The organism is Pantoea alhagi (assembly GCF_002101395.1).
Lineage (GTDB): Bacteria > Pseudomonadota > Gammaproteobacteria > Enterobacterales > Enterobacteriaceae > Mixta > Mixta alhagi.
Window position 1 is genome coordinate 3998102 of the sequence record NZ_CP019706.1, and the last position, 19746, is coordinate 4017847.

General features: G+C 55.0%; 22 protein-coding genes and 1 pseudogene. 12 read left to right on the forward strand and 11 right to left on the reverse strand.

The features are described from left to right. Positions 1–127: 127 nt before the first annotated feature. Together B1H58_RS18880 and B1H58_RS18885 are read right to left on the reverse strand one after the other, a co-directional pair. The gene (locus B1H58_RS18880) at positions 128–1021 is read right to left on the reverse strand and encodes a dihydrodipicolinate synthase family protein (RefSeq protein WP_085071974.1); all 894 of its coding nucleotides are present in this window, start codon (positions 1019–1021) and stop codon (positions 128–130) included. A gap of 123 nt (positions 1022–1144) precedes the next feature. After that, positions 1145–1741: a helix-turn-helix domain-containing protein gene (locus B1H58_RS18885; RefSeq protein ID WP_085071975.1), complete on the reverse strand. Its 597-nt coding sequence runs from the start codon at positions 1739–1741 to the stop codon at positions 1145–1147. Between the two features lie 43 nt (positions 1742–1784). On the opposite strand from B1H58_RS18885, the gene B1H58_RS18890 reads away from it, so the two are divergent. From B1H58_RS18890 to B1H58_RS21155, 3 genes are all read left to right on the forward strand, one after another. Further along, positions 1785–2489: a B3/B4 domain-containing protein gene (locus B1H58_RS18890; protein WP_085071976.1), complete on the forward strand. Its 705-nt coding sequence runs from the start codon at positions 1785–1787 to the stop codon at positions 2487–2489. 61 nt (positions 2490–2550) lie between these two features. Then, entirely contained in the window at positions 2551–2892 is a 342-nt protein-coding gene (locus tag B1H58_RS21150) for a LysE/ArgO family amino acid transporter (RefSeq protein WP_208615327.1), read from the forward strand. Then, entirely contained in the window at positions 2883–3167 is a 285-nt protein-coding gene (locus B1H58_RS21155; protein WP_208615328.1) for a LysE/ArgO family amino acid transporter, read from the forward strand. The genes B1H58_RS21150 and B1H58_RS21155 overlap by 10 nt, the downstream gene beginning before the upstream one ends. Positions 3168–3181: 14 nt before the next feature. On the opposite strand, the gene B1H58_RS18900 is transcribed toward B1H58_RS21155, so the two are convergent. After that, positions 3182–4114 (reverse strand): LysR family transcriptional regulator, encoded by a 933-nt coding sequence (locus B1H58_RS18900; protein ID WP_085071977.1) that lies wholly within the window; start codon positions 4112–4114, stop codon positions 3182–3184. Positions 4115–4180: 66 nt separating this feature from the next. On the opposite strand from B1H58_RS18900, the gene B1H58_RS18905 reads away from it, so the two are divergent. The 7 genes from B1H58_RS18905 (at position 4181) to B1H58_RS18935 (ending at position 11212) form a co-directional block, all read left to right on the forward strand. Beyond that, positions 4181–4798, forward strand: a complete 618-nt coding sequence (locus B1H58_RS18905) for a LysE family translocator (RefSeq protein ID WP_085071978.1) — start codon at positions 4181–4183, stop codon at positions 4796–4798. A 50-nt stretch (positions 4799–4848) separates the two neighbouring features. Then, on the forward strand, positions 4849–5307 hold the full coding sequence (locus tag B1H58_RS18910) for a GNAT family N-acetyltransferase (protein ID WP_085071979.1): 459 nt from the start codon (positions 4849–4851) through the stop codon (positions 5305–5307). 112 nt (positions 5308–5419) lie between these two features. Then, on the forward strand, positions 5420–6589 hold the full coding sequence (locus tag B1H58_RS18915) for an MFS transporter (protein ID WP_257788830.1): 1170 nt from the start codon (positions 5420–5422) through the stop codon (positions 6587–6589). Positions 6590–6647: 58 nt separating this feature from the next. Continuing rightward, the gene (umuC, locus tag B1H58_RS18920) at positions 6648–7802 is read left to right on the forward strand and encodes a translesion error-prone DNA polymerase V subunit UmuC (protein ID WP_257788819.1); all 1155 of its coding nucleotides are present in this window, start codon (positions 6648–6650) and stop codon (positions 7800–7802) included. Positions 7803–7918: 116 nt separating this feature from the next. Further along, complete coding sequence (locus tag B1H58_RS18925; RefSeq protein ID WP_085071982.1) at positions 7919–8941, forward strand: LacI family DNA-binding transcriptional regulator; 1023 nt, start codon at positions 7919–7921, stop codon at positions 8939–8941. A gap of 167 nt (positions 8942–9108) precedes the next feature. Continuing rightward, positions 9109–10032, forward strand: coding sequence for a TIM barrel protein (locus B1H58_RS18930; RefSeq protein WP_085071983.1), 924 nt, complete (start codon positions 9109–9111; stop codon positions 10030–10032). 10 nt (positions 10033–10042) lie between these two features. Then, the gene (locus B1H58_RS18935) at positions 10043–11212 is read left to right on the forward strand and encodes a Gfo/Idh/MocA family protein (protein ID WP_085071984.1); all 1170 of its coding nucleotides are present in this window, start codon (positions 10043–10045) and stop codon (positions 11210–11212) included. 90 nt (positions 11213–11302) lie between these two features. Here B1H58_RS18935 and B1H58_RS18940 read toward each other — a convergent pair whose 3' ends face one another. Continuing rightward, complete coding sequence (locus B1H58_RS18940) at positions 11303–11890, reverse strand: TetR/AcrR family transcriptional regulator (protein ID WP_085071985.1); 588 nt, start codon at positions 11888–11890, stop codon at positions 11303–11305. A 146-nt stretch (positions 11891–12036) separates the two neighbouring features. Here B1H58_RS18940 and B1H58_RS18945 point away from each other — a divergent pair, with 146 nt between their 5' ends. Beyond that, entirely contained in the window at positions 12037–12423 is a 387-nt protein-coding gene (locus B1H58_RS18945) for a RidA family protein (protein ID WP_418304132.1), read from the forward strand. A 94-nt stretch (positions 12424–12517) separates the two neighbouring features. Beyond that, a pseudogene (locus B1H58_RS18950) lies at positions 12518–13013 on the forward strand (SulP family inorganic anion transporter); the annotation flags it as partial. Positions 13014–13139: 126 nt separating this feature from the next. On the opposite strand, the gene B1H58_RS18955 reads toward B1H58_RS18950, so the two are convergent. The 7 genes from B1H58_RS18955 to B1H58_RS18985 form a co-directional block, all read right to left on the reverse strand. Then, complete coding sequence (locus B1H58_RS18955) at positions 13140–13844, reverse strand: PIG-L deacetylase family protein (RefSeq protein ID WP_085071987.1); 705 nt, start codon at positions 13842–13844, stop codon at positions 13140–13142. Positions 13845–13846: 2 nt separating this feature from the next. After that, positions 13847–14440: a sugar transferase gene (locus tag B1H58_RS18960; protein ID WP_085071988.1), complete on the reverse strand. Its 594-nt coding sequence runs from the start codon at positions 14438–14440 to the stop codon at positions 13847–13849. 326 nt (positions 14441–14766) lie between these two features. Beyond that, positions 14767–15198 carry a carboxymuconolactone decarboxylase family protein gene (locus B1H58_RS18965; RefSeq protein ID WP_085071989.1) on the reverse strand — a complete coding sequence of 144 codons (432 nt, stop codon included), beginning with the start codon at positions 15196–15198 and terminating at the stop codon, positions 14767–14769. 141 nt (positions 15199–15339) lie between these two features. Further along, positions 15340–16461, reverse strand: a complete 1122-nt coding sequence (locus tag B1H58_RS18970; RefSeq protein ID WP_085071990.1) for an MFS transporter — start codon at positions 16459–16461, stop codon at positions 15340–15342. After that, the gene (locus B1H58_RS18975) at positions 16458–17006 is read right to left on the reverse strand and encodes a TetR/AcrR family transcriptional regulator (RefSeq protein ID WP_085071991.1); all 549 of its coding nucleotides are present in this window, start codon (positions 17004–17006) and stop codon (positions 16458–16460) included. The genes B1H58_RS18970 and B1H58_RS18975 overlap by 4 nt, the downstream gene beginning before the upstream one ends. Positions 17007–17064: 58 nt before the next feature. Then, positions 17065–18081 carry a LacI family DNA-binding transcriptional regulator gene (locus tag B1H58_RS18980; RefSeq protein ID WP_085071992.1) on the reverse strand — a complete coding sequence of 339 codons (1017 nt, stop codon included), beginning with the start codon at positions 18079–18081 and terminating at the stop codon, positions 17065–17067. 83 nt (positions 18082–18164) lie between these two features. Next, positions 18165–19664, reverse strand: coding sequence for a PTS transporter subunit EIIC (locus B1H58_RS18985; protein ID WP_085071993.1), 1500 nt, complete (start codon positions 19662–19664; stop codon positions 18165–18167). Positions 19665–19746 lie beyond the last annotated feature (82 nt).

The following is a 19746-nucleotide window of genomic DNA, read 5'->3' on the forward strand; positions in this document are numbered from 1 at the left end:
AGTCTGGCCCGGTGAGCCGGACCATACTGCACCCTGCTGTTCATGCTGACTGAAGAGCGCCGGGCGCTCTTTGTATTGCTGCAGCTCAGCTGGCATCGGCCGTCACCTGCGCCGCGACAGGCGTTGTTTACGACAGCTCCAGACTGGATATTACGCGTTTCACCTCAGTGATCTGGTCTGGCCGCAGCGGTAATAACGGACGGGGCAGGCAGTTATCATCAGCCAGACCAAGAATGCCGGCCGCAGCTGAGATGACCCTGAAGCTGCCCCCATGCTGGCGAAAAAGCGCCCAGAGCGGGTTGAGCCGCTCACTTCGTTCCCGAACTTCTGCGTGGTTGCCCGCCGCCGCCGCTTCCGTAATTTTTTTCGCCACCACCGGGAACAGGCCGCCACACACCGAATACCAGACCTCGCAGCCGGCGCTCAGGCCGGTGCCTGCCGAGCTGTCACCGCTGATGCCGATCGTTACGTCTGCTGGCAGCCTGTTGCGCAGGCTTCTTACCCGGGCAGAGGCAGCCTCAGCATCTGCCGGAACACCCGGAATTTTAATCGAGCGTACGCCGGGCAGCGCTGCAATTTTCCCGTGCAGCTCATCTGAGAAGGTAAAATGGGTCGTGCCCGGATTGTCGTAGACGCAAAGCGGCACGGATACGTGACGGGCGAGCGTTTCAAACAGTCCGTACACTTCTGCATCATTCAGCGTCTGGTAAGAAACCGGCGGCAGCAGCAGCGCGCCTGCACCGGCTGCCTGTGCGTCATCGGCCAGCCGCAGCACCTCATCTGTGCTGACTGCCCCAACACACACCATGACAGGAATATTTCCGGCATTATCGACCGCCAGTCTCGCAATGCGCCCGCGCTGCTCACGCGTCATATAAGCGTAGCTGCCCGTCGATCCGAGCACGCCAAGCGAATCAACCCTCGCGTCGGTGAGCCTCTTCAGTATTTTCAGAAACCCTTTCTCATCCGGGGAGCCGTCCGTAAACGGAGTAAGCGGAAACGCGCTGAGACCTTTAAACATGACTTATCCTTTTCATTCCGGTTGACGGTCAGCAGGACGGGCATTGCTTTCTCATCGTGCTGATTAATGGCTGTGCACGCCAGAAGGCGAAGGCGTACCGTGAAAAACCATGGCGCGCCGCTTTCAGCGGCCTTTCTCGCTCACCGTCATGGTGAAAACGGCCACGCCGGTGCCGATGTTCATATAGGCATGCGGCGCATCCGTTCTCGCCACGGCCGCACACCCCGCGTTAATCACGAAGGTGGTTTCGCTGACGGCGAGCGTCAGGGTCCCTTCAGCCACGTGGAGCAGTTCACTTGTGCCCTCAGGGTGACCGGGCGATTCAAAGGTTTCGCCAGGATAAAGCCTCCACTGCCACAGCTCGACCATGTCCGGCCCGCTGGTTCCGGCGAGCAGGCGCGCGCTGCCGCCCTTCTCACCTTTCCACAGTACGGGGATTTCACCGGCCCCGATGAGTTGGACGGCGGGTTTACCGGCCACGTTGACGAAGTCTGCCACGGACAGGCCCATGGCGGACGCCAGGCGGCAGAGCAGCGCAATGCTTGGGTTGGCCCGGCACCCTTCTATCTCAACCAGCATACCCTTGCTGACGCCCGACAGGCGGGAAAGCTCATCAAGCGACATCTTTTTCTGGCTGCGATAAAGTTTTATCCGCGCGGAAACGGCCTCGTTTACCCTGGCGGCATCGGCATCGGTCGTTATATTGACTTTAATGGTCATTGGTCATTATCATGCAACAAATCAGTCATTACAGGATTATCGTATGTCAGCCGTGTCACCGTCAATCAGTCCCGAAATTTACCGCATCGCGCCGGGCTTTCGTGCGCTCAGCATCTGCGTTGAAGCGGCTCCCGTGGTCGATGAGCGAGTGGGTGAAGTCGCACTGCGGCAAGCCTGCGAGGCCGCGCTGGCAGGCCAGCCTGACTGGGCAGACGCCCACCTCAGCGCATGGGCGGATGTATTCCGGGCCTTCGGTGCAAAGCCTAAGCGCACACCCTGTTCAGCAGAAGCCCTGAGAAAACGCGTCATCAAGGATGGCACGATGGCCGCACTCGATCCGGTGGTTGATCTCTATAACGCCGTCAGCATCCGGTACGCCGTTCCGGTGGGCGGTGAAAATTTTGCGGCTTACGCCGGGATGCCACAGCTGGTTGTGGCTGACGGGACCGAAACTTTTGATACCATGAAGGACGGTCAGCCGGGAAGTGAGTCACCGGAGGCGGGAGAGGTTGTCTGGCGCGATGACACCGGCGTGACCTGCCGCCGGTGGAACTGGCGACAGGGCGTACGGACCCGGCTGAGCGTGGCGGACAGCAGCATGTGGTTCATCCTTGAGAGCCTGCCTGAAATGCCGCTGGAAGCGCTGCACGAGGCAGGCCGGATGCTGACAGACGGCCTGGAAAAAATGATGCCGGGCGCGCGCTGGCAGACCGTTCTCATCAGCAACGCGTCGTCTGACGTGCAGTAACTTTTGCTCTCCCGGCGCGTGCCGGGCCAGCTGCCTTTTGACGTCATACCAGAGAGTAAATATGTACCTGTCCGCAATACCGGCCGGTTTTATGACCGGGCTGGGACTTATTATGGCTATCGGCGCGCAGAACGCTTTTGCGCTGCGTCAGGGTCTTCAGCAGCGTTACGTTGCACTCGTTGTTGTGGCTTTCTCACTCAGCGACATAGTGCTCATCATGGCCGGCGTGGCCGGTACGGGAAAGCTGGTTCAGGCGTGGCCGGCCGCACTGCAGGTGCTGCGCTTTGGCGGGGCGGCTTTTCTGGCAGCTTACGGACTGATGGCCGCCAGAAGAGCCCTTAAGGGGGGGACGTCCTTCGCCCGGCAGAAGAAGCGGCTTCGGGCTGGAAAAAAGTGCTGCTGACCGGACTGGCATTTACCTTTCTGAATCCGCACGTCTACCTGGACACCATGATCCTGGTCGGCAGCCTGTCTGCCCGCTACCCGGGCGCGGGTAAGTGGCTGTTTGGCCTAGGCGCCTGCATGGCAAGCGTAGTCTGGTTCACCTCGCTGACCTGCGGTGCCCGCCTTTTGCAGCCGGTTTTCCGCAGGCCGCGTGCCTGGCAGATTCTGGACGCGCTGATTGCTCTGTTTATGCTGTCGCTGAGCGTCCTGCTCCTGTTCAGACCGCTGGATTAAAATGCGGGCCAGGACTACTGAGGCGCGATCAGGGTGCGGAGCCAGGCAAGTAGTTCAGCCTGCAGGCTGCCCGGCTCAAACGGTTCCGGTGACAGCAGGTAGTAGCGTGAACCATCCTCAGTAAAACCCTGCGGTGCCGCCAGCACGCCGCTCTCCAGATCGTCACAGACCTGGTACCACGAACCAATTGCCACGCCAAGTCCGGCCACGGCGGCCTGCAGGCTGAAGTAAAAATGGTCGAAAACCTGCCCCCCCGTGCCGGCTGCGGGCTGCCCTGCGGCGCTGGCCCACGACTGCCAGGCATCCGGGCGCGTACGGGTATGGAGGCGCTCAGCGTCCGGCGCCGGTACGGGGCCGGACGCCGTTGAGGTAAACCACCGGGATACTTTGTCCGGGCGGCATACCGGTCCGACCTTTTCCATAAAGAGAGGAGCGGCGTGATAGCTTTCCGGCCAGTCGAAATCATCACGCCGAATAGCCAGGTCCAGGCCGCTGGCAAATGAAAAAGGGCCGCCACCGGCCGCCAGATGTATGTCAGTGCCAGCATGCTGCGCCTGAAAGGCCGGCCAGCGCGGTATCAGCCAGCGCATCAGCAGCGTGGGTTCGCAGGACAATACCCACCGCTGCCGCTGTCGCGCGCTGGCGCGCAGGGCGTCAACGGCCTGCTGCATGACCTCAAGCCCTTCGCCAACCGCACGGGCAAGCCTGTGGCCGGCATCGGTCAGGAAGACGCGACGACTGCGTCGCTCAAAGAGAAGCACGCCCAGTTCGTCTTCGAGCAGTCGCACCGCCCGGCTGACCGCGCCGTGGGTAATATGAAGCTCAGCGGCCGCCCGGCTGAAGTTCTCAAGGCGCGCCGCGGCTTCAAAACTGCGTAAGGCAATCAGTGAGGGCAGACGAGGAGAAAATAGTGGTGATCCAGACTCACAGTTTTTGTCAGAAAACATCGTTATTCACCCGTATATGCGCACAGTAAAATTCCGCACATTCATTGATTTATACCGGAAAACATTATGACTGAACTGCTAGCTGTTATCACCATCACAATACTCGCCGTCATCAGCCCCGGGCCCGATTTTGCCATGGTTTCACGCAACAGCCTGTTGCTGTCGCGCCGCGCGGGGCTGCTGACGGCATTCGGGATCGGACTGGGCGTTCTTGTCCACGTCTCGTACACGCTGTTTGGCGTGGGGCTGCTGATACAGCAGTCGCTCTGGCTGTTTAACGCCATCAAGCTGGCCGGCGCCGTTTACCTTATCTGGCTGGGCATAAAAATGCTTCGCACAAAAGCCAGCGGGGCGGTGACTGACAGCCGGGTTGCTCCCCTGTCAGATCTGGGGGCCCTGCGCACCGGATTCCTGACAAATGCACTGAATCCCAAAACCACTATTTTTATCGTCAGCCTCTTTATGCAGGTGGTGAAGCCTGAGACGCCGCTGATGGTACAGATTGGCTATGGACTGTTTATCTCGGTGGCACATATGGTCTGGTTCAGCCTTGTGGGGCTGTGCTTTTCTGCGGGCATGGTCCGCGACCGCTTTCTGGCCGTGCGTCACTGGATAGACAGAACTTTCGGCGGCCTGCTGGTGATTTTTGGCGTGCTGCTTGCGTTAGCCAGCCGGACGCGTTAAGGCCGGCATGGTCGTAATATAATGGTTAAGAAACATCGTAAGGGTTAAAGATGGAAATAAGCTGGAAGGCATTGCGGGGCAGCAGCCTCAGCGCACGGCAGCTGCATGATATTCTGGCGCTGCGCATCGCGGTCTTTGTCGTGGAGCAGACGTGCCCGTTTCAGGATATTGACGGGCAGGATCTGCCTGAGAGTACCCTCCACGTTGCCGGCTACAGCAACGAAAAGCTTGTCGCCTACGCAAGGGTGCTGCATGTGGATGACTCTCCTGATGCGGCGAAAATCACGCGGGTGATTGTTGATGACGCATTCAGGGGACAGAAACTGGGCGTCAGGCTGATGGAAAAAACGATGTCCCTTATTCACGATTATGAGCCGGGCAAGGCGATAAAGCTCTCGGCACAGTCTCACCTCGTCAGGTTCTATGAGGGATTCGGGTTTAAAACGGTGTCCGGTGAATACCTGGATGACGGCATCCCCCATAAAGACATGGAGTATGCGGACGCCTGAGTCTTACCGCGCCTGACGGCCCGGCGCTCCCTGCTCCGGGCCGGACGTTGCCCGGACTGGCAGGAATTTCTGATAAACAGGAGGCAGCAGAAGCGCGCCAGCCATGAATAATTTGTCCCCGCCTTCAGCCAGTAACACATCTCCTGGAAAACGACCGTTTTTCAGACTTCCGCGGGCGCTGCTGAGATGGCTTGCCGCTTCCGCTCTGCTGAGCTTCCCACAGGGCGCCGGTCCGATTGCTTTCTCGCTGCTTGCACTCAGCGTGACAGGGAATAGCAGGGGCGGTGCGGCCATGATACTGGCAATGACGGCCGCACAGATTGCCGGCGTGCTGCCGTTCACGCGGCTGGGCTCCCGGTACGGCCCCGTGCGTTACCTGCGATTCCTGATAGTGTTTCGTACCCTCTCTTTTTTCTCCATCGCCCTGGCAGCCTGGTTCCGTTTGCCGTTTCCGGTCATGATTGTCCTTTCCGGTATGGCGGGCCTGGTAACGGGTGCCGCCCAGGGATATCTGCGGGTCATCCTGAATCATCTGGTTGATGCGGGCGGTCTGCCCCGTGCGCTCGGACTGGCCGCCTCGCTGAATGAAGTCATTTTTGTTCTGGCACCGGTGGTGGCGTCCGCGCTGGGCACGCTTTCCCCGGCCCTTTCACTGTGCGTGATAGCGGCCCTGGGCCTGCTGCCGGCCCTGCTCCTACCCGGCCAGGACGTGCACAATTCACCGCCAACGGCAGTCAGCAGGCAGAGGACATTAACCCGGCCTGTGGCGCTCTGGCTGGTCTGTGCCACAGCCGTTGCGGCTGTCGTCGGGGCCACAGAGATAGGGGCCGTCGCGCTGGCGCTTGAGTTTCACTACACGCCTGCCTACGCCGTAATTTTTACCGTTCCTTTATGTCTGGCCTCGGTAATCGGCGGGGCGCTGGTGAGCATCCGTAACCGTATGTCAGCGCCCGGCACCGTACTGATACAGCTTCTGGTTATGATCACCGGAGCGATAGCGGTGGCAGTTAACTGCTCGGTAATAACGACCATCATGGGCGTCATTTTTATCGGTTCAGTGACGGCACCTCTGGGTACGCACTTTTCTCTGATACTGGACAGGTTGTCTCCCCCGCATCAGAAGGCTCAGGTATTTGCGCTGCTGCGTACGGCCATTGCTGCTGGCATTATCATCGCAAGCGCGCTGCTGACAGCCGGATCGCTGTCATTTTCTCTGACTGTTCTCACAGCTTTTTTAAGCGTCGTTACTGCAGCTATGGCGGCTGGGATAAGGAGAAAGTGATTGTCTCAGGGGATTCAGAACGCAGGAAAACAGCTCCCGTGTTAATTCTCACAAAAGCGTGCAGATCTGCTTACTAAGGTTTCGCGGTTTTTTTAGATTGAAAGTCTGGAATGTCCGCTTTTCGCTCATAGCAGACTTTAAAATACCAATAATATCTGTAGATTTTCCATTCCACATAAATGCTGACATGAGCCTGCGGGTAATGACGATTCTGGAAGAGATGGCTCCTAAAACCGAGGTCTACTCTATCGATGAATCATGGCTATTTCTGCAGGGCATGGGAAAGCTGGTGTGCTGGGAAACTTATGGCCGCGAGATACGCCGCCGCGTACAGCGTGAAACGCATCTGACGCTGGGGGTTGGCATCGCGCCAACCATGACGCTGGCGAAGCTGGCCAACTATGCCGCTAAGCGATGGACCAAAACGGGCGGCGTGGTCGTGCTTACCGATCCCGTGCGTCAGAGAAAACTGATGGCGCTGGTAGATGTCAGTGAGGTCTGGGGCGTGGGAGCGCGCCTTAGCAAGCATCTTAACGCTATGGGCATTAAAAAGGCGTTAGATCTGGCGACTGCCGATACTCACCTGATTCGTAAAAAATTTAGCGTGGTACTGGAACGCACGGTGCGTGAACTGCGTGGCGAACCTTGTCTGGCGTTAGAAGAGATCCCCTCCGCCAGGCAACAAATTGTTTGCAGCCGCTCCTATGGCGTTAAAGTGACGGATAAAGATGCGGTACGTCAGTCGATATGTGCTTTTGCCGAACGCGCCGCCGAGAAACTGCGTGAAGACAGGCAGTTCTGTCGCTCTGTTACGGTTTTCTTTCGCACCAGCGGTTATGACACTGCAGGCGGATATTGTTCCCGACAGGGAGCGGTGACCTGTCAGATCCCAACCAATGACACGCGCGACATCATTAAAATGGCGCTAAGCATATTTGAACAGATATGGTTGCACGGGCCACGCTATGCGAAAGCCGGCATTATCCTGGGCGACTTTTACCAAAATGGCGTGGCGCAGCCGGGACTGTTTGATGAGATCAAACCCAGGGTAAACAGCGAAGCGCTGATGCGTGTTGTTGACAGCCTGAATCATACCCGGCGCGGCACGCTCTGGTTTGCCGGTCAGGGTATTCAGAAGCCCTGGCAGATGAAGCGTGAAATGCTTTCCCCCGCCTATACCACACGGTTTTCCGACCTCCCTCACGTTCGTTAGAACATCCATAGCGGATGTCAGCGCGCTGGCATTCCGCTTTTACCGGCTGTCACAGATTTTGCAGGAACCCTGACGCATCGGCATAATGATAAAAATTTATCATCCGGGATAAAGCAATGAAAAAAGTTTCTATGGCTGCTGTTGCTAAAGCAGCCGGAGTCGGTATTGCCACCGTCGATCGTGTTTTAAACAACCGGACGCCGGTCCGCCAGGAAACCAGACAAAAGGTTTTGCTGGCGGCGGAACGGCTGGGATACCGTGAAGAGATGCTGAAGGTAATGGCCAGCGAGAAAAAGCCGGAAAAAATTCCCGTTCGTATGGGTTTTATTCTGTTATCAAAAGATCACTCTTTCTATCAGCCGCTTGCAGACGCATTACGGCGCTACGCACATGAGTACGCCCAACATGAACCTGAGTTTTTATGGCGTGATATTCAGAATGTAGAGAGCATGGTGACCTCTCTGGAGAGCCTGGCAAAGCGGGTTGATGCCATTGGCCTGGTGGCCCTTGACCACCCATTGATACGACACACCATTAAAAAAATTGCCGCCTCTGGCGTTCAGGTTTATGCCCTTTTTTCTGATTTCTCGCCCTGTGGACATGCTGGCTATATTGGACTGGATAACCAAAAAGCGGGACGTACCGCCGGATGGTTTGCCGATCGCTTATTACAAAGCCAGGGCGTTATTGGCGTTTTGCTGGGCGACCATCGTTTTAACTGTCAGGAAAGCTGTGAGATCAGCTTTCGCTCCTTCCTGCGTGAAAAAAATAACGGTTATGTGGTTCTTGAGCCGTTAAAAACGCATGAAAACGTTGAGGGCGGCTATTCAGCCACAAGAACATTGCTCAAAAATCATCGCGATCTTGCCATGATCTACGCGCCTTGCGGTGGAATAGAAGGCGTTCTTGAAGCCATTAAAGAGAGCGGTCGACAGAACATAAAATTGCTTTGCCATGGTCCGGTGGTGAATGGCGACCTCGCGCTTATTGAAGGCCACATTGAAGTGATGATCAGACATCGAATTGATTTAATTGCGGAAACAGCCGTGCGCGCGTTTATCAATAACTTCCACAACGGTGATGCCATCCCGGTTCATATAACCGTGCCTTTTGATCTGGTGATCCGTGAAAATATTTAACCCGGTAACAGGGTAATCCTGCCTCAACCGTCAAATGATAGAAACACATCATAATTATGATATAAAAAATCATGATCGCCATCAAAATATGAAAATTTCATTGTTGCTGGCAATGAAATTTTCGTTTGATACTGCCTGCACATTTTACCGTGCGGGAAGAACATACTATGCCTCTTTTTATCGCCAACGCGCCCTGCAGCTGGGGGGTGGACGACCCGAAAAATCCCTATTTACCCGCCTGGCAGAAAGTCCTGCATGAGGCGGCGCAGGCGGGCTACAAAAGCATAGAGCTTGGCCCCTGGGGTTATCTGCCGGTACAGGCAGATGAACTGAAGGAGGCTCTGGACAGGCACGATCTCTCTCTTGTTGCCGGTACCATTTTTGACGATCTGGTCAGCGAACAGAATTTTCCGGCGATGGTGGAGCTTACGCATAATATCTGCCGCAACCTTAAAGCTGCGCCCTCCGCCGAAAAAGCTCATGGTAATAATAAGCCAGCCCCCTACCTGGTCATTATTGATTTTGGCAATCCGCAGCGTGCCGCTTTAGCGGGCCAGCCGACAAAAGCCCCCCGTCTCTCTGCTGCTGCATGGCAAGCCATGATGGCGCATATATCCGCACTCAGTGAGATAGCCTGGAAAGAGTACGGCGTGCGCCCGGTGATCCATCCGCATGCCGGAGGATGCATTGAATATCAGGACGAAATTGAGCAACTGGTGACGGATATTCCCCATTCCGTTGCCGGTCTCTGTCTGGATACTGGCCATCTGTTTTATTCCGGCATGGATCCCATTACCGCTCTCGACAAATTCTGGGATCGCATTGACTACCTTCATTTTAAGGATATCAACGCCTCCGTATGGCGGGAGGTTATTAACGATGAGATCGATTTCTTCTCCGCCTGTGCCCGGGGCGTAATGTGCCCGCTGGGCAGCGGAGCGATTAACTATCCGCGAATTCATGCGTTTCTGCGACAGCGTCATTATCAGGGCTGGATCACTATCGAACAGGAAAGGGATCCGCGCGATGCCGATACCAGTCTGCGCGACGTCACGGCAAGCCTGAACTATCTGCAATCCATTGGTTTTTAAGGAGACGGAAATGATTAATGGCATTAATCCCCTCGGACATTCGTTGCGCTGGGGTATGGTAGGCGGCGGCGAAACCAGTCAGATTGGTTATATTCATCGTTCAGCGGCGCAGCGTGACAGCGCCTTCACGCTGCTGGCCGGCGCATTTGATGTTAATGCTGAACGCGGCCTGGCGTTTGGCACCGCACTGGGCGTTCAGCCGGAACGCTGTTATCCCGACTATGAAAGCCTGTTTGCCGCAGAAGCCGCACGGGAAGATGGCATTCAGGCGGTCTCTGTCGCCACGCCCAATAATACGCATTTTGCCATTTGCCGGGCGGCGCTACAGGCTGGCCTGCATGTGATCTGCGAAAAACCGTTGTGCTTTACCACCCAGGAAGCCGATGAGCTTGAGCGTTTAAGCGCAGAAAAAAACAAAATTATCGGCGTCACCTATGGATATGCCGGTTACCAGCTCATCCATCAGGCGCGGGAGATGATTGCTGCCGGCGAGCTGGGCGATATCCGGATTATCAATATGCAGTTCGCCCACGGCTTTCACAGCGAGGCGGTAGAGTTAAAAAACCCCAGCACGCGCTGGCGCGTCGATCCGCGCTTCGTGGGGCCCAGCTATGTGCTGGGAGACCTGGCGACACATCCTTTATTTATTGCGGAAACCATGGTGCCGGGGCTGCAGGTTAAACGCCTGATGTGCGCCCGTCAGAGCTTTATTGAAAGCCGCGCGCCGCTGGAGGATAACGCGTATGTACTGATGGAGTTTAGGAATGGCGCGGTGGGTAGCATGTGGGCTTCGGCGGTAAACGCCGGCGCTATGCACAGTCAAAAGATACGAATCACAGGCTCCAGAGCCAGCCTGGAATGGTGGGATGAACAACCCAATCAGCTGCGCTATGAAGTCCAGGGCGAACCGGTACGCATTCTTGAGCGAGGCATGGGTTATCTTAACGCGCGCGCTCTGGAAGAAGATCGTATTAGCGGCGGCCATGCGGAAGGGTTATTTGAAGCCTGGTCAAATCTCTATCGTCGTTTCGCGCTGGCAATAGATGCGACAGATCGCGGCGATACGGCGTTCCTCAGTGATTTCTGGTACCCGGATGTACATGCGGGTCTGGCGGGGGTGCGCTGGGTAGAAAATTGCGTGCGTTCGGCAGATGCGGGCGCCGTGTGGGTGGAGTGCTGAAACGGAGCGGGAGCATTGCGGCTCCCAATTCCCTGCTTCAATATTGGTCCGTTTTCATCGTTAAATGGCTAATAAGCTACTCACGCCTCTTTAAAAGCGCAGCCCCTCTGCCATATGAATAAAGACCTCAATCGCTTTTGGCAGTTGCTGTTCGGGCTGTTCCGCCGCGGCAACCCACAGGGCCGCATTCAGCGCTGCGCCGTTAAGTAGCCGCGCCGCCGCTTCCACATCAACCGGTTTTACTACGCCACGTTCGATCAACCCGGCTACCGCGCTGCGTGTCGCCTCAAAACAGGCATTCTGGCTGGGCCAGCCTGACGGTTCGCCTAAAAAAGCGGGGCCATCCAGCAATACGATACGCTGGACCTCTGCATTGAGCGCCATTTTTATATAGGCGATACCCTCAGCCAGTAAACGATCCCAGCCCTCTTCAGCGGTACTGGCGATCTCTTTTGCCCGCTGCGCCATTTCGCCATCCACCTGTGCCACCACCGCAGCCAGCAGCCCGCGCTTGTCGCCGAAATTATGATACAGCGCGCCACGAGTCAGCCCCACGCTTGCCGTCAGCTCATCCATTGATGCCGCAGCGAACCCTTTTTCCGCAAACGCTTTGCGCGCTGCAGCGATAAGCTTGTTTCTGTTTTCTTCCATCATTTCAGCACGACGTCCGACAGCCACTTTTTTCTCCCTGTTTGACATACGGTACGTATTTGTTTTGACATACGCAGCGTATGTGTTATCTATTTAACATACGATTTGTATATTAAATGAATTGCGTGTCTCACGCATCCCCGTCTGTAACAGCTAAAGAGAGGTAGCTAATAATGGAACGCGAAACGATTTTCCCGGCCAGTCGCCATGCTCTGTATGAACAGCACGGCTATTCAGCTGCTATTCGTTCGGGTGATTTGCTGTTTGTCTCCGGGCAGGTCGGCAGCCGTGAAGATGGCTCACCGGAGCCGGATTTTGCCGCGCAGGTCAGGCTGGCATTTGAAAACCTGCGGTTAACACTCAAAGCCGCAGGCTGTGGGTTTGACGATCTGGTTGATGTCACTACTTTTCACACCGATCCTGAAAACCAGTTTGCAACCATCATGGCCGTTAAACAGGAGATCTTTCCCCAGGCACCCTATCCAAACTGGACGGCGGTTGGGGTTAACTGGCTGGCCGGTTTCGATTTCGAAATAAAAGTTATTGCCCGAATACCATAAAGCGTCTTGAGAGGTCATAAGCTTTTCCCGCTGCTGTTCATGTCGCGCGTCTGTGCAACAGCAGGCGCTTTTCGCCTCAGCAATATGGCGGCAAATGACCGCTCTTTCCCTGTGGTTGCATCTGGATGTCCGCACCGTAGGCGACATGGGCAAGCTGCCCGACAGCCTGCCGGTATTCCTTATCCCGGATATCCCGTTTAACCTCAATACGCTGCTAATTATTCTGCCTTACTCGGCGGGGCTCGCCGTGGTGGGACTGCTGGAGTCAATGATGACGGCCACTATCGTGGACGATATGACGGACACGCCGGGCGATAAAAACCGCGAGTGCAAGGCACAGGGCATTGCCAATATCTGCACCTCATTTATCGGCGGCATGGCGGGTTGCGCAATGATTGCACAATCCGTTAGATACCCGTACATATACCGTGACCGGACAAGTCTTTTTTGCCTCATCTGACCGCTTCACCAACCACTTCGACTTCCACGAGGCGATTAAACATGTGGTAATTGACGTAACGCATGCCCACTTCTGGGACATTACCTCAGTAAGCGTGCTGGACCGCGTGGTAATTAAATTCCATCGCGAAACGGGCCTGATTTACACGCCCTTTTTAGTTTTAATGATATAACCGCAATCTAAAAGCCGGGTATGCTTTCATCGTTATCCGGTTTAACTCATCGTCAGCAAGCCCGCCTGCGGTCAGAAAGATTTATTAATCAATCCATCCACGCATAAAATAGAGCATCTCTGCATAATCGTATCCCGCTTCAACGCCCCGAAATGATGCCAGTCGCTTTACGCCATCGAGTGAGATAAGCGCATTTCTTGCCGCAGACATCTGCGATTGATGTTCTGCCAGCATCGCCAGTTTCTCCACTAAATAATCGCTGATATTGATATACAGCGCGCCACGCGAACTGTCCCAGGATGAGGAGTTACCCCACCCGGCAGCCGGATACTCATACGCGGCGATCAGGCGCAGCGAACGCGGGTTTTTGGTAGGACGTGTAGCGGCAACACAGCAGTTATAGACCCACTGATGCTCCTGATGAAACGAGGGAACCGGCATCAGCAGCAGCTCAGGCTGAATTTCTTCAATAAGCGTATCCAGCTGCTGAACACAGCCAGACTGGCTTGAAGAGGCCAGATCGAAGCACTCCCCCTCGTTAACAAAATTCAGCACGGAATAGTGCGCCCCGGCGCTGTTCATAGCGGCGGCCAGCTCCTGATAGCGCCGGGAAGCAGGAACATAACGCTGCCCACGCAGATGGGTTTCCCCTTTCAGTATCACTACCGCAATATGCACCTCAATACCGGCGTCGACAGCTCTGGCGATGCTGCCGCCGCAGCCCAACTCTGCATCATCAGCGTGCGGGCTGATGATCAGCCAGCGTCGGTAAGAAAAAAGCTGTTCCATGATCAGTTCACCCCTTTCATACCGGCTACCACGCCGAACGTCTTCAGAAAAATATAGATATCCATTCGGGCGCGACGGCGACGGCTGTAATAGCGATCAATCGCCACGCGACGGTGATAAGGCAGATCGTCACGCCCTGATACCTGCCACAGGCCGGTAATACCGGGTTTTACGGAACAGTAATAGCGGTAACTGCGCCCATATTTATCTTTTTCATACGCCGCGATGGGACGCGGTCCGATAACCGACATATCGCCCCGGAGTACATTAATAAACTGCGGAAGTTCATCAATACTGGTTTTACGAATGAAGGCGCCGAAACGGGTGACGCGCGGATCGTTTTTTACCACGCTGTAGAGCTGCAGCTCATGCCGTATACGCGCCTGTTCAGCAGCAGAAACTTTCTCCATCGGCAGCATGGAGGTAAATTTCAGGCAGTAAAAGATTTTGCCACCCTGCCCCATTCTGGGATGGCTAAACAAGGGTTTCATACCTGTTAGCCACAGAATTAGCGCCGTGATTAACATAAACGGCATGAGCAGAAGCAAACAAAATGAGGCAACAAGGATATCGAAAAAGCGTTTCTTTATCGTCATAGCAACCTCTGAAAGGCGACAGCCATCCGCTATGTAAAAACATCACGCAATCTAAAGATACAGATTGAAATATAAGCAAGATCAAGTAAACCTACTCAGATCACATGGTGAAACCCTGCAGATAATATGCATTAATTTCAATATATTAGGCAGCGCAAAAAGAGGAGTATTCAGAGTTTCCTTACTATTCTGGGAAATAAAACATCTGACGGGATGGCTTTTAGGTGGCGAATAAAAACGGTTTATTGCCGGTTTACCCCTGTGTAGCGCTAAAATAGCGTGCCGATCAGCCCCACATGAGTGAGGCTTGATCCGTTGAGGCAGGCTTACTGTCTCATTCCTATGGCAAGCCGGTTAAAGGCTGACATAAGCGAAACGGCGAAAGTGAGATCGGAAATTTCAACATCGGTAAAAAACTTATTGAGCGGTTCAAAGTCGTCATCAGAGGCAAATGTCTCATCAACCCTGACCAGCGCTTCTGCCCATTGCAAAGCAGCTTTTTCTTTATCATCGAAATGGTGGCTGACGCGCCATCCGGCAAGCGCATCAATCTTAGCGTTCTCTACCCCCGATTCCCGCAGTGATTTCGCATGCATTTCAAGGCAGAAGGCACAGCCGTTCATTTGAGAAACGCGCAGATAGATAAGCTCAACAAGCACCTTTCCCAGCGTGCTGTTTTCTAAGGCTTTTTTAGTGGAAATCAGGCCCATATAAGCGTCATTAGAGAGTGTGAAATAAGGCAGACGAAGCGTGGTCATGATCTCTTCCTTTTGAGGTAAAGTTCAAAAGATTATCACCCTGAAAAGAGACCATTTTCTCTCTGGTGCTGTCAGAACGCCGCGCTTCTGATTACAGATATCTCCTCACAGCCCTCATATGCAAAATGTTGCCAGCCGATCCTATCGCGAAGGGCGAATCACTGTTGCCAGACAGGCGGTTGCAGCAAAAAGAATAAGCGCGCTTATCACGCCAGCTCCCTCCAGCACAGCGCCGAACAGAGGCGTACCTACAGCCTGACCCAGCGCCAGAACCAGAAAAGGAATGCCAAGGCCTAAATCTGGTCTGTCCGGGAGGAGGTTGATGCCCTGTATCAGATAAACACCTGAAGAAACGATATAGGCAGCACCGAAGACGCTCATGGCAACGAAACCATAAACTGGTGACAGCGAAGCGGCAGTCAATCCCACCATTGCTGTCGCCATTACAAGCAGTGCAAATATATGGATGCGTGCGGTACCGAACCGGTTAGTTAAAATACCCGTCAGGGACCCACCGATACCAGCCACGCCAAGTGCAATCCAGGCCCAGCCGATATCCGTATCGGTAAACCCGTACTTGCCACGTAAAATATCCGCTCCAAATGTCCAAATTGCCGTGCTGGAGAGGCCCATCAAAAATGCGCTAATGCAAAGCGTCAGGAGACCGGGACGCGTTAAGATTTTAAAGCTAACTTTCCCTACATCGGTACTGGTATAGGCAGGAATGGCAAACCAGAGCCAGAGGGTTACGGCTCCGCCAGTTAGTGCAAATAAGGCATAAAGCTCGCGCCATGCTCCGACAGCTACCAGCGTCGTTGCTCCAGAAAACATGATACCCGCCGCCGTCCCGGCGTTAATTATCGCGTTAGCTTTTGGACGCGCCTTCCCGCTGAAGTGACGCGTGACAGCAGTAGCCAGCGGAGGGGATGTCAGGCCGGTACTTAATCCCGCGAGCGCAATGCCTGCGCCCAGCCCCGCGCCTGAAGAGGCAACGAAAACCAGCCCCATGCCCGCCGTTGCGGCGAAACCGGCCGACAGCGCAATCGTACGGGCGCTGAGTTTACCGCTGCCATAAAAAGTGAAAAGAATACCCGCACAGTATGCGGCAAAGGCGCCGCTTCCAACCCATCCTGCCATAGTGACATCAAGGGAGAGTTCGGCACGAATCTGAGGTAAAAGCAACCCATAAGCAAAGCGCGCCAGACCGTAGGAAAGCGCGGTCAGAGTAAAAGCTGCGGCGATCAGATTAAGTCCGGATCTCATCCGTTGCGCGCTCGGGCAATGTCAACCAGCAAAAGCGCGGCATCCCGCGCATCGTTGGTGAGCGCGTGGCTGGCGACGCTTGCCGCCGCCGTCGCGCCTTCAAACAGTATCCAGATTTGGGCGCTCAGATGTGCGTCATCATAGCCAAGAACACGCCGCACACGCTTTGCAATCTCATCACGAAATTCACCTTTCTGCTGGCCGACCAGCGAAACGATTTCAGGACTGGCCTCGCTATACTCGCTACGCGCGCGCAGCAACATGCATCCGCGCGCGCCATGCTGTTCCAGCCAGCATTGCAGCGTATCGAACAGTGACCCGATCGGATCGGCGTTCGCCGTCTCTTCTGCTAAGCGCGCCATAAATGCACGATGCCTTGCTTCAAGCACGGCAATCACCAGCCCGTCACGCGTGCCAAAATGCTTATAGAGCGTGCGGGTCGAGACGCCCACGGGCGCGATAACACGATCGACACCCACGCCCCGAAAGCCTTCAGCTTCAAATATGCGCGCAGCACCCACAATGATTTCATTTCGTTTATTCATAAACAAAGTGTAAAACGATCGCTTTACACGTCAAGTCTGTTTTTTAAACCACCGGGCTTTATGCTGATTCCCGCACCACCAGTTGGCCGGAAAGCGTGATGCGCTGCGGGGGAAGATCCGGCTCGCTCAGCTTGCGCAGGATCAGGGCGGCGGCCTGTCGGCCTGTCTCTTCGCTGGCAGAGGAGACATAAGTGAAGGATGGCGAGGTAAGGTTAACATGCAGCATATCTTCGAAGCCGAGCAGCGCCACCTGTTGCGTGAGAAACACATCTTTGCCAGGCGTACGACCAACCTGATAAATAGCGCTGATACTGCCAATCATCGCATTTGGTGAATGGCAGAGCAGCGCCGTAATTGTGTTGTTATTCTCCAACAGATGACGCGTTACCAGGCTTGCCGCCTGGGTACTTTCAGCACAGGCGGGCGTTAATGTCTCCCGAAGCGTCATCCCGTACTGTGCCAGGGCGCTGCTAAAACCCAACAGACGCTGCTGGCGAATCCGATCGTTCTCCGTGCCGCCGATATAGGCGATATTACGGTGGCCGCGTTCAATCAGATAGCGGGTGGCCTGAGAGGCTGCCTGCCGGTTATCTCGCATCACTAAATTACAGCCATCCTGTTGCAGGGATTGCGAAACCACCACCAGCGGCAGCGGACAGCGGCGGATCTTTTCCGGCAGCAAGGCGGCGGTGACATCTGATGCCAGATAGATCACTCCCGCGACGCCCTGCTGTTTGAAGGAGAGCAGGCAGCGCTCAAGCGCGTCGCCTTCATCCTGCGGCTGTCGCAGAAATACCATATAGTGCTGACGTTCCAGCTCCTGCACGATACTCGCCATCACTTTAACGGCAAAGCTGTCGCTGAAATCAGGCACAATCAGGCCAATCAGGTTGGAAGTATTGGCGCGCAGATTGGCGGCGGCCACATTATGCACATAGCCCAGCGCGCTCATCGCTTCATGCACCCGCGCTATGGTGGCAGCGGAAATCTTTCCTTTCTGACGCAGCACCAGCGATACGGTTGAAACCGACACGCCAGCCTGTTTAGCGACCTCAACGATGCTAACCCTTTTCACATTTTCTCCCTGAAGGTACGGCTTATCCGCCAGAGTAAAGCCTCCTGGGAAAAGCCAGGAGGCTTTTTTACTGCCCGCCTCGCTTATTTGCCCAGCACCAGGGACATTTTCTGGGCGATAAATTGCGCCCGTGCACCAAAGATCACCTGAATGCCTCTCTCACCGACAAATACCACGCCACGCGCTCCCAGCGCGTTCAGCCCGTCTTTATCCACCTGCCCGCCCTGGGCAACTTCAAGACGCAGACGAGTAATACAGGCGCCCACGGAATCAATATTACGCGCGCCGCCCAGCAGAGCAATGATCTCCGTAGCCAGTTCGTCGTCTGTTTTATCACTGGCATCGGCAGTGATATCTGCCCGACCCGGAGTTTTGATATCAAAACGGCGGATCACAAAGCGGAAGGTAACGTAGTAAATCAGCCCCATCGGCACCCCGATGATGATGGCATTGAGAAAGTTGGTCTGATACCCGTTAAACGAGGGCAGGATGCCAAACGAAATATAGTCAATCAGCCCGGCAGAGAAAGATTTGGCGATATGCGCATGCATCAGATACATACACATATAGGAGAGCCCGGCCATCACTGCGTTAAACACATAGAGGATCGGCGCGACAAAAATAAAGGTAAATTCAACCGGTTCGGTAATCCCGGTCAGGAAGCAGGTCAGCGCGGCGGAAAACAGGATCCCCGCAGCGATTTTTTTGTTTTTGGTTTGCGCCTCATGGTACATCGCCAGGCAGGCCGCCGGCAGTGCAAACAGCATTAACGGGAATTCGCCCTGCATGAATTTACCGGCATTCTGGTAAGTGTCGCTGCTAAAAGATTTCGTGCCTTCCTCCAGCATTTTAAACCAGATGGTCTGGTCGCCATGAATAACCTGCCCCGCCTGGGTCGTGTAATCCCCGAATGAATACCAAAAAGAAGGATACCAGATGTGATGCAGCCCAAGCGGGATCAGCGCACGCTCCACCAGCCCGAAAATAAACGTCGACGCGGCCTGGTTATCGCCGTTTACCACTACCGACAGCGCATCAATACCGGACTGAATATATTGCCAGATATAGGGTAACAGCAGACCCAGCAGGAAAGAGAGAAACGCGGTGGCAATAGCGACAAAGCGTTTGCCTGAGAAAAAGCCGAGAAACTCCGGCAACTGAATGGTGTGAAAACGGTTGTAGCACCAGGCTGCCAGAATGCCGCACAGCAGGCCGCCGAACACGCCCATTTGCAGCGTAGGAATACCGACCACCATTGCATACTTTCCGCCCTGTGCAGCCATTTCCGGGGTAATCGACAACACGGTGCCGATCGTCATATTGGTAATAAACACCGAGACGGCAGCCGAGAGTGCAGCAATCCCTGATTCAGAGGCCAGCCCCACGGCGGAGCCAATAGCAAACAGCAGCGGCAGGTTATCGAAAATCACCCCGCCCGCATTCATCATTAGCGGTAAGTGGAACTTATCCCCGAACGCCAGCAGCAGCCCGGCGGCGGGCAACAGAGAGATAGGCAGCATCAATGCGCGCCCAATCATAGAAAGCTTAGACAGCGACTTCACAAACCCTGATATCACACTCATTTTCTTCCCCGGGTTAAGGCCGTTACCTGCGCTAAAAACGCGCTGTTATTGTAAGTAGAACGTTTTATTAGAACGTTCTACC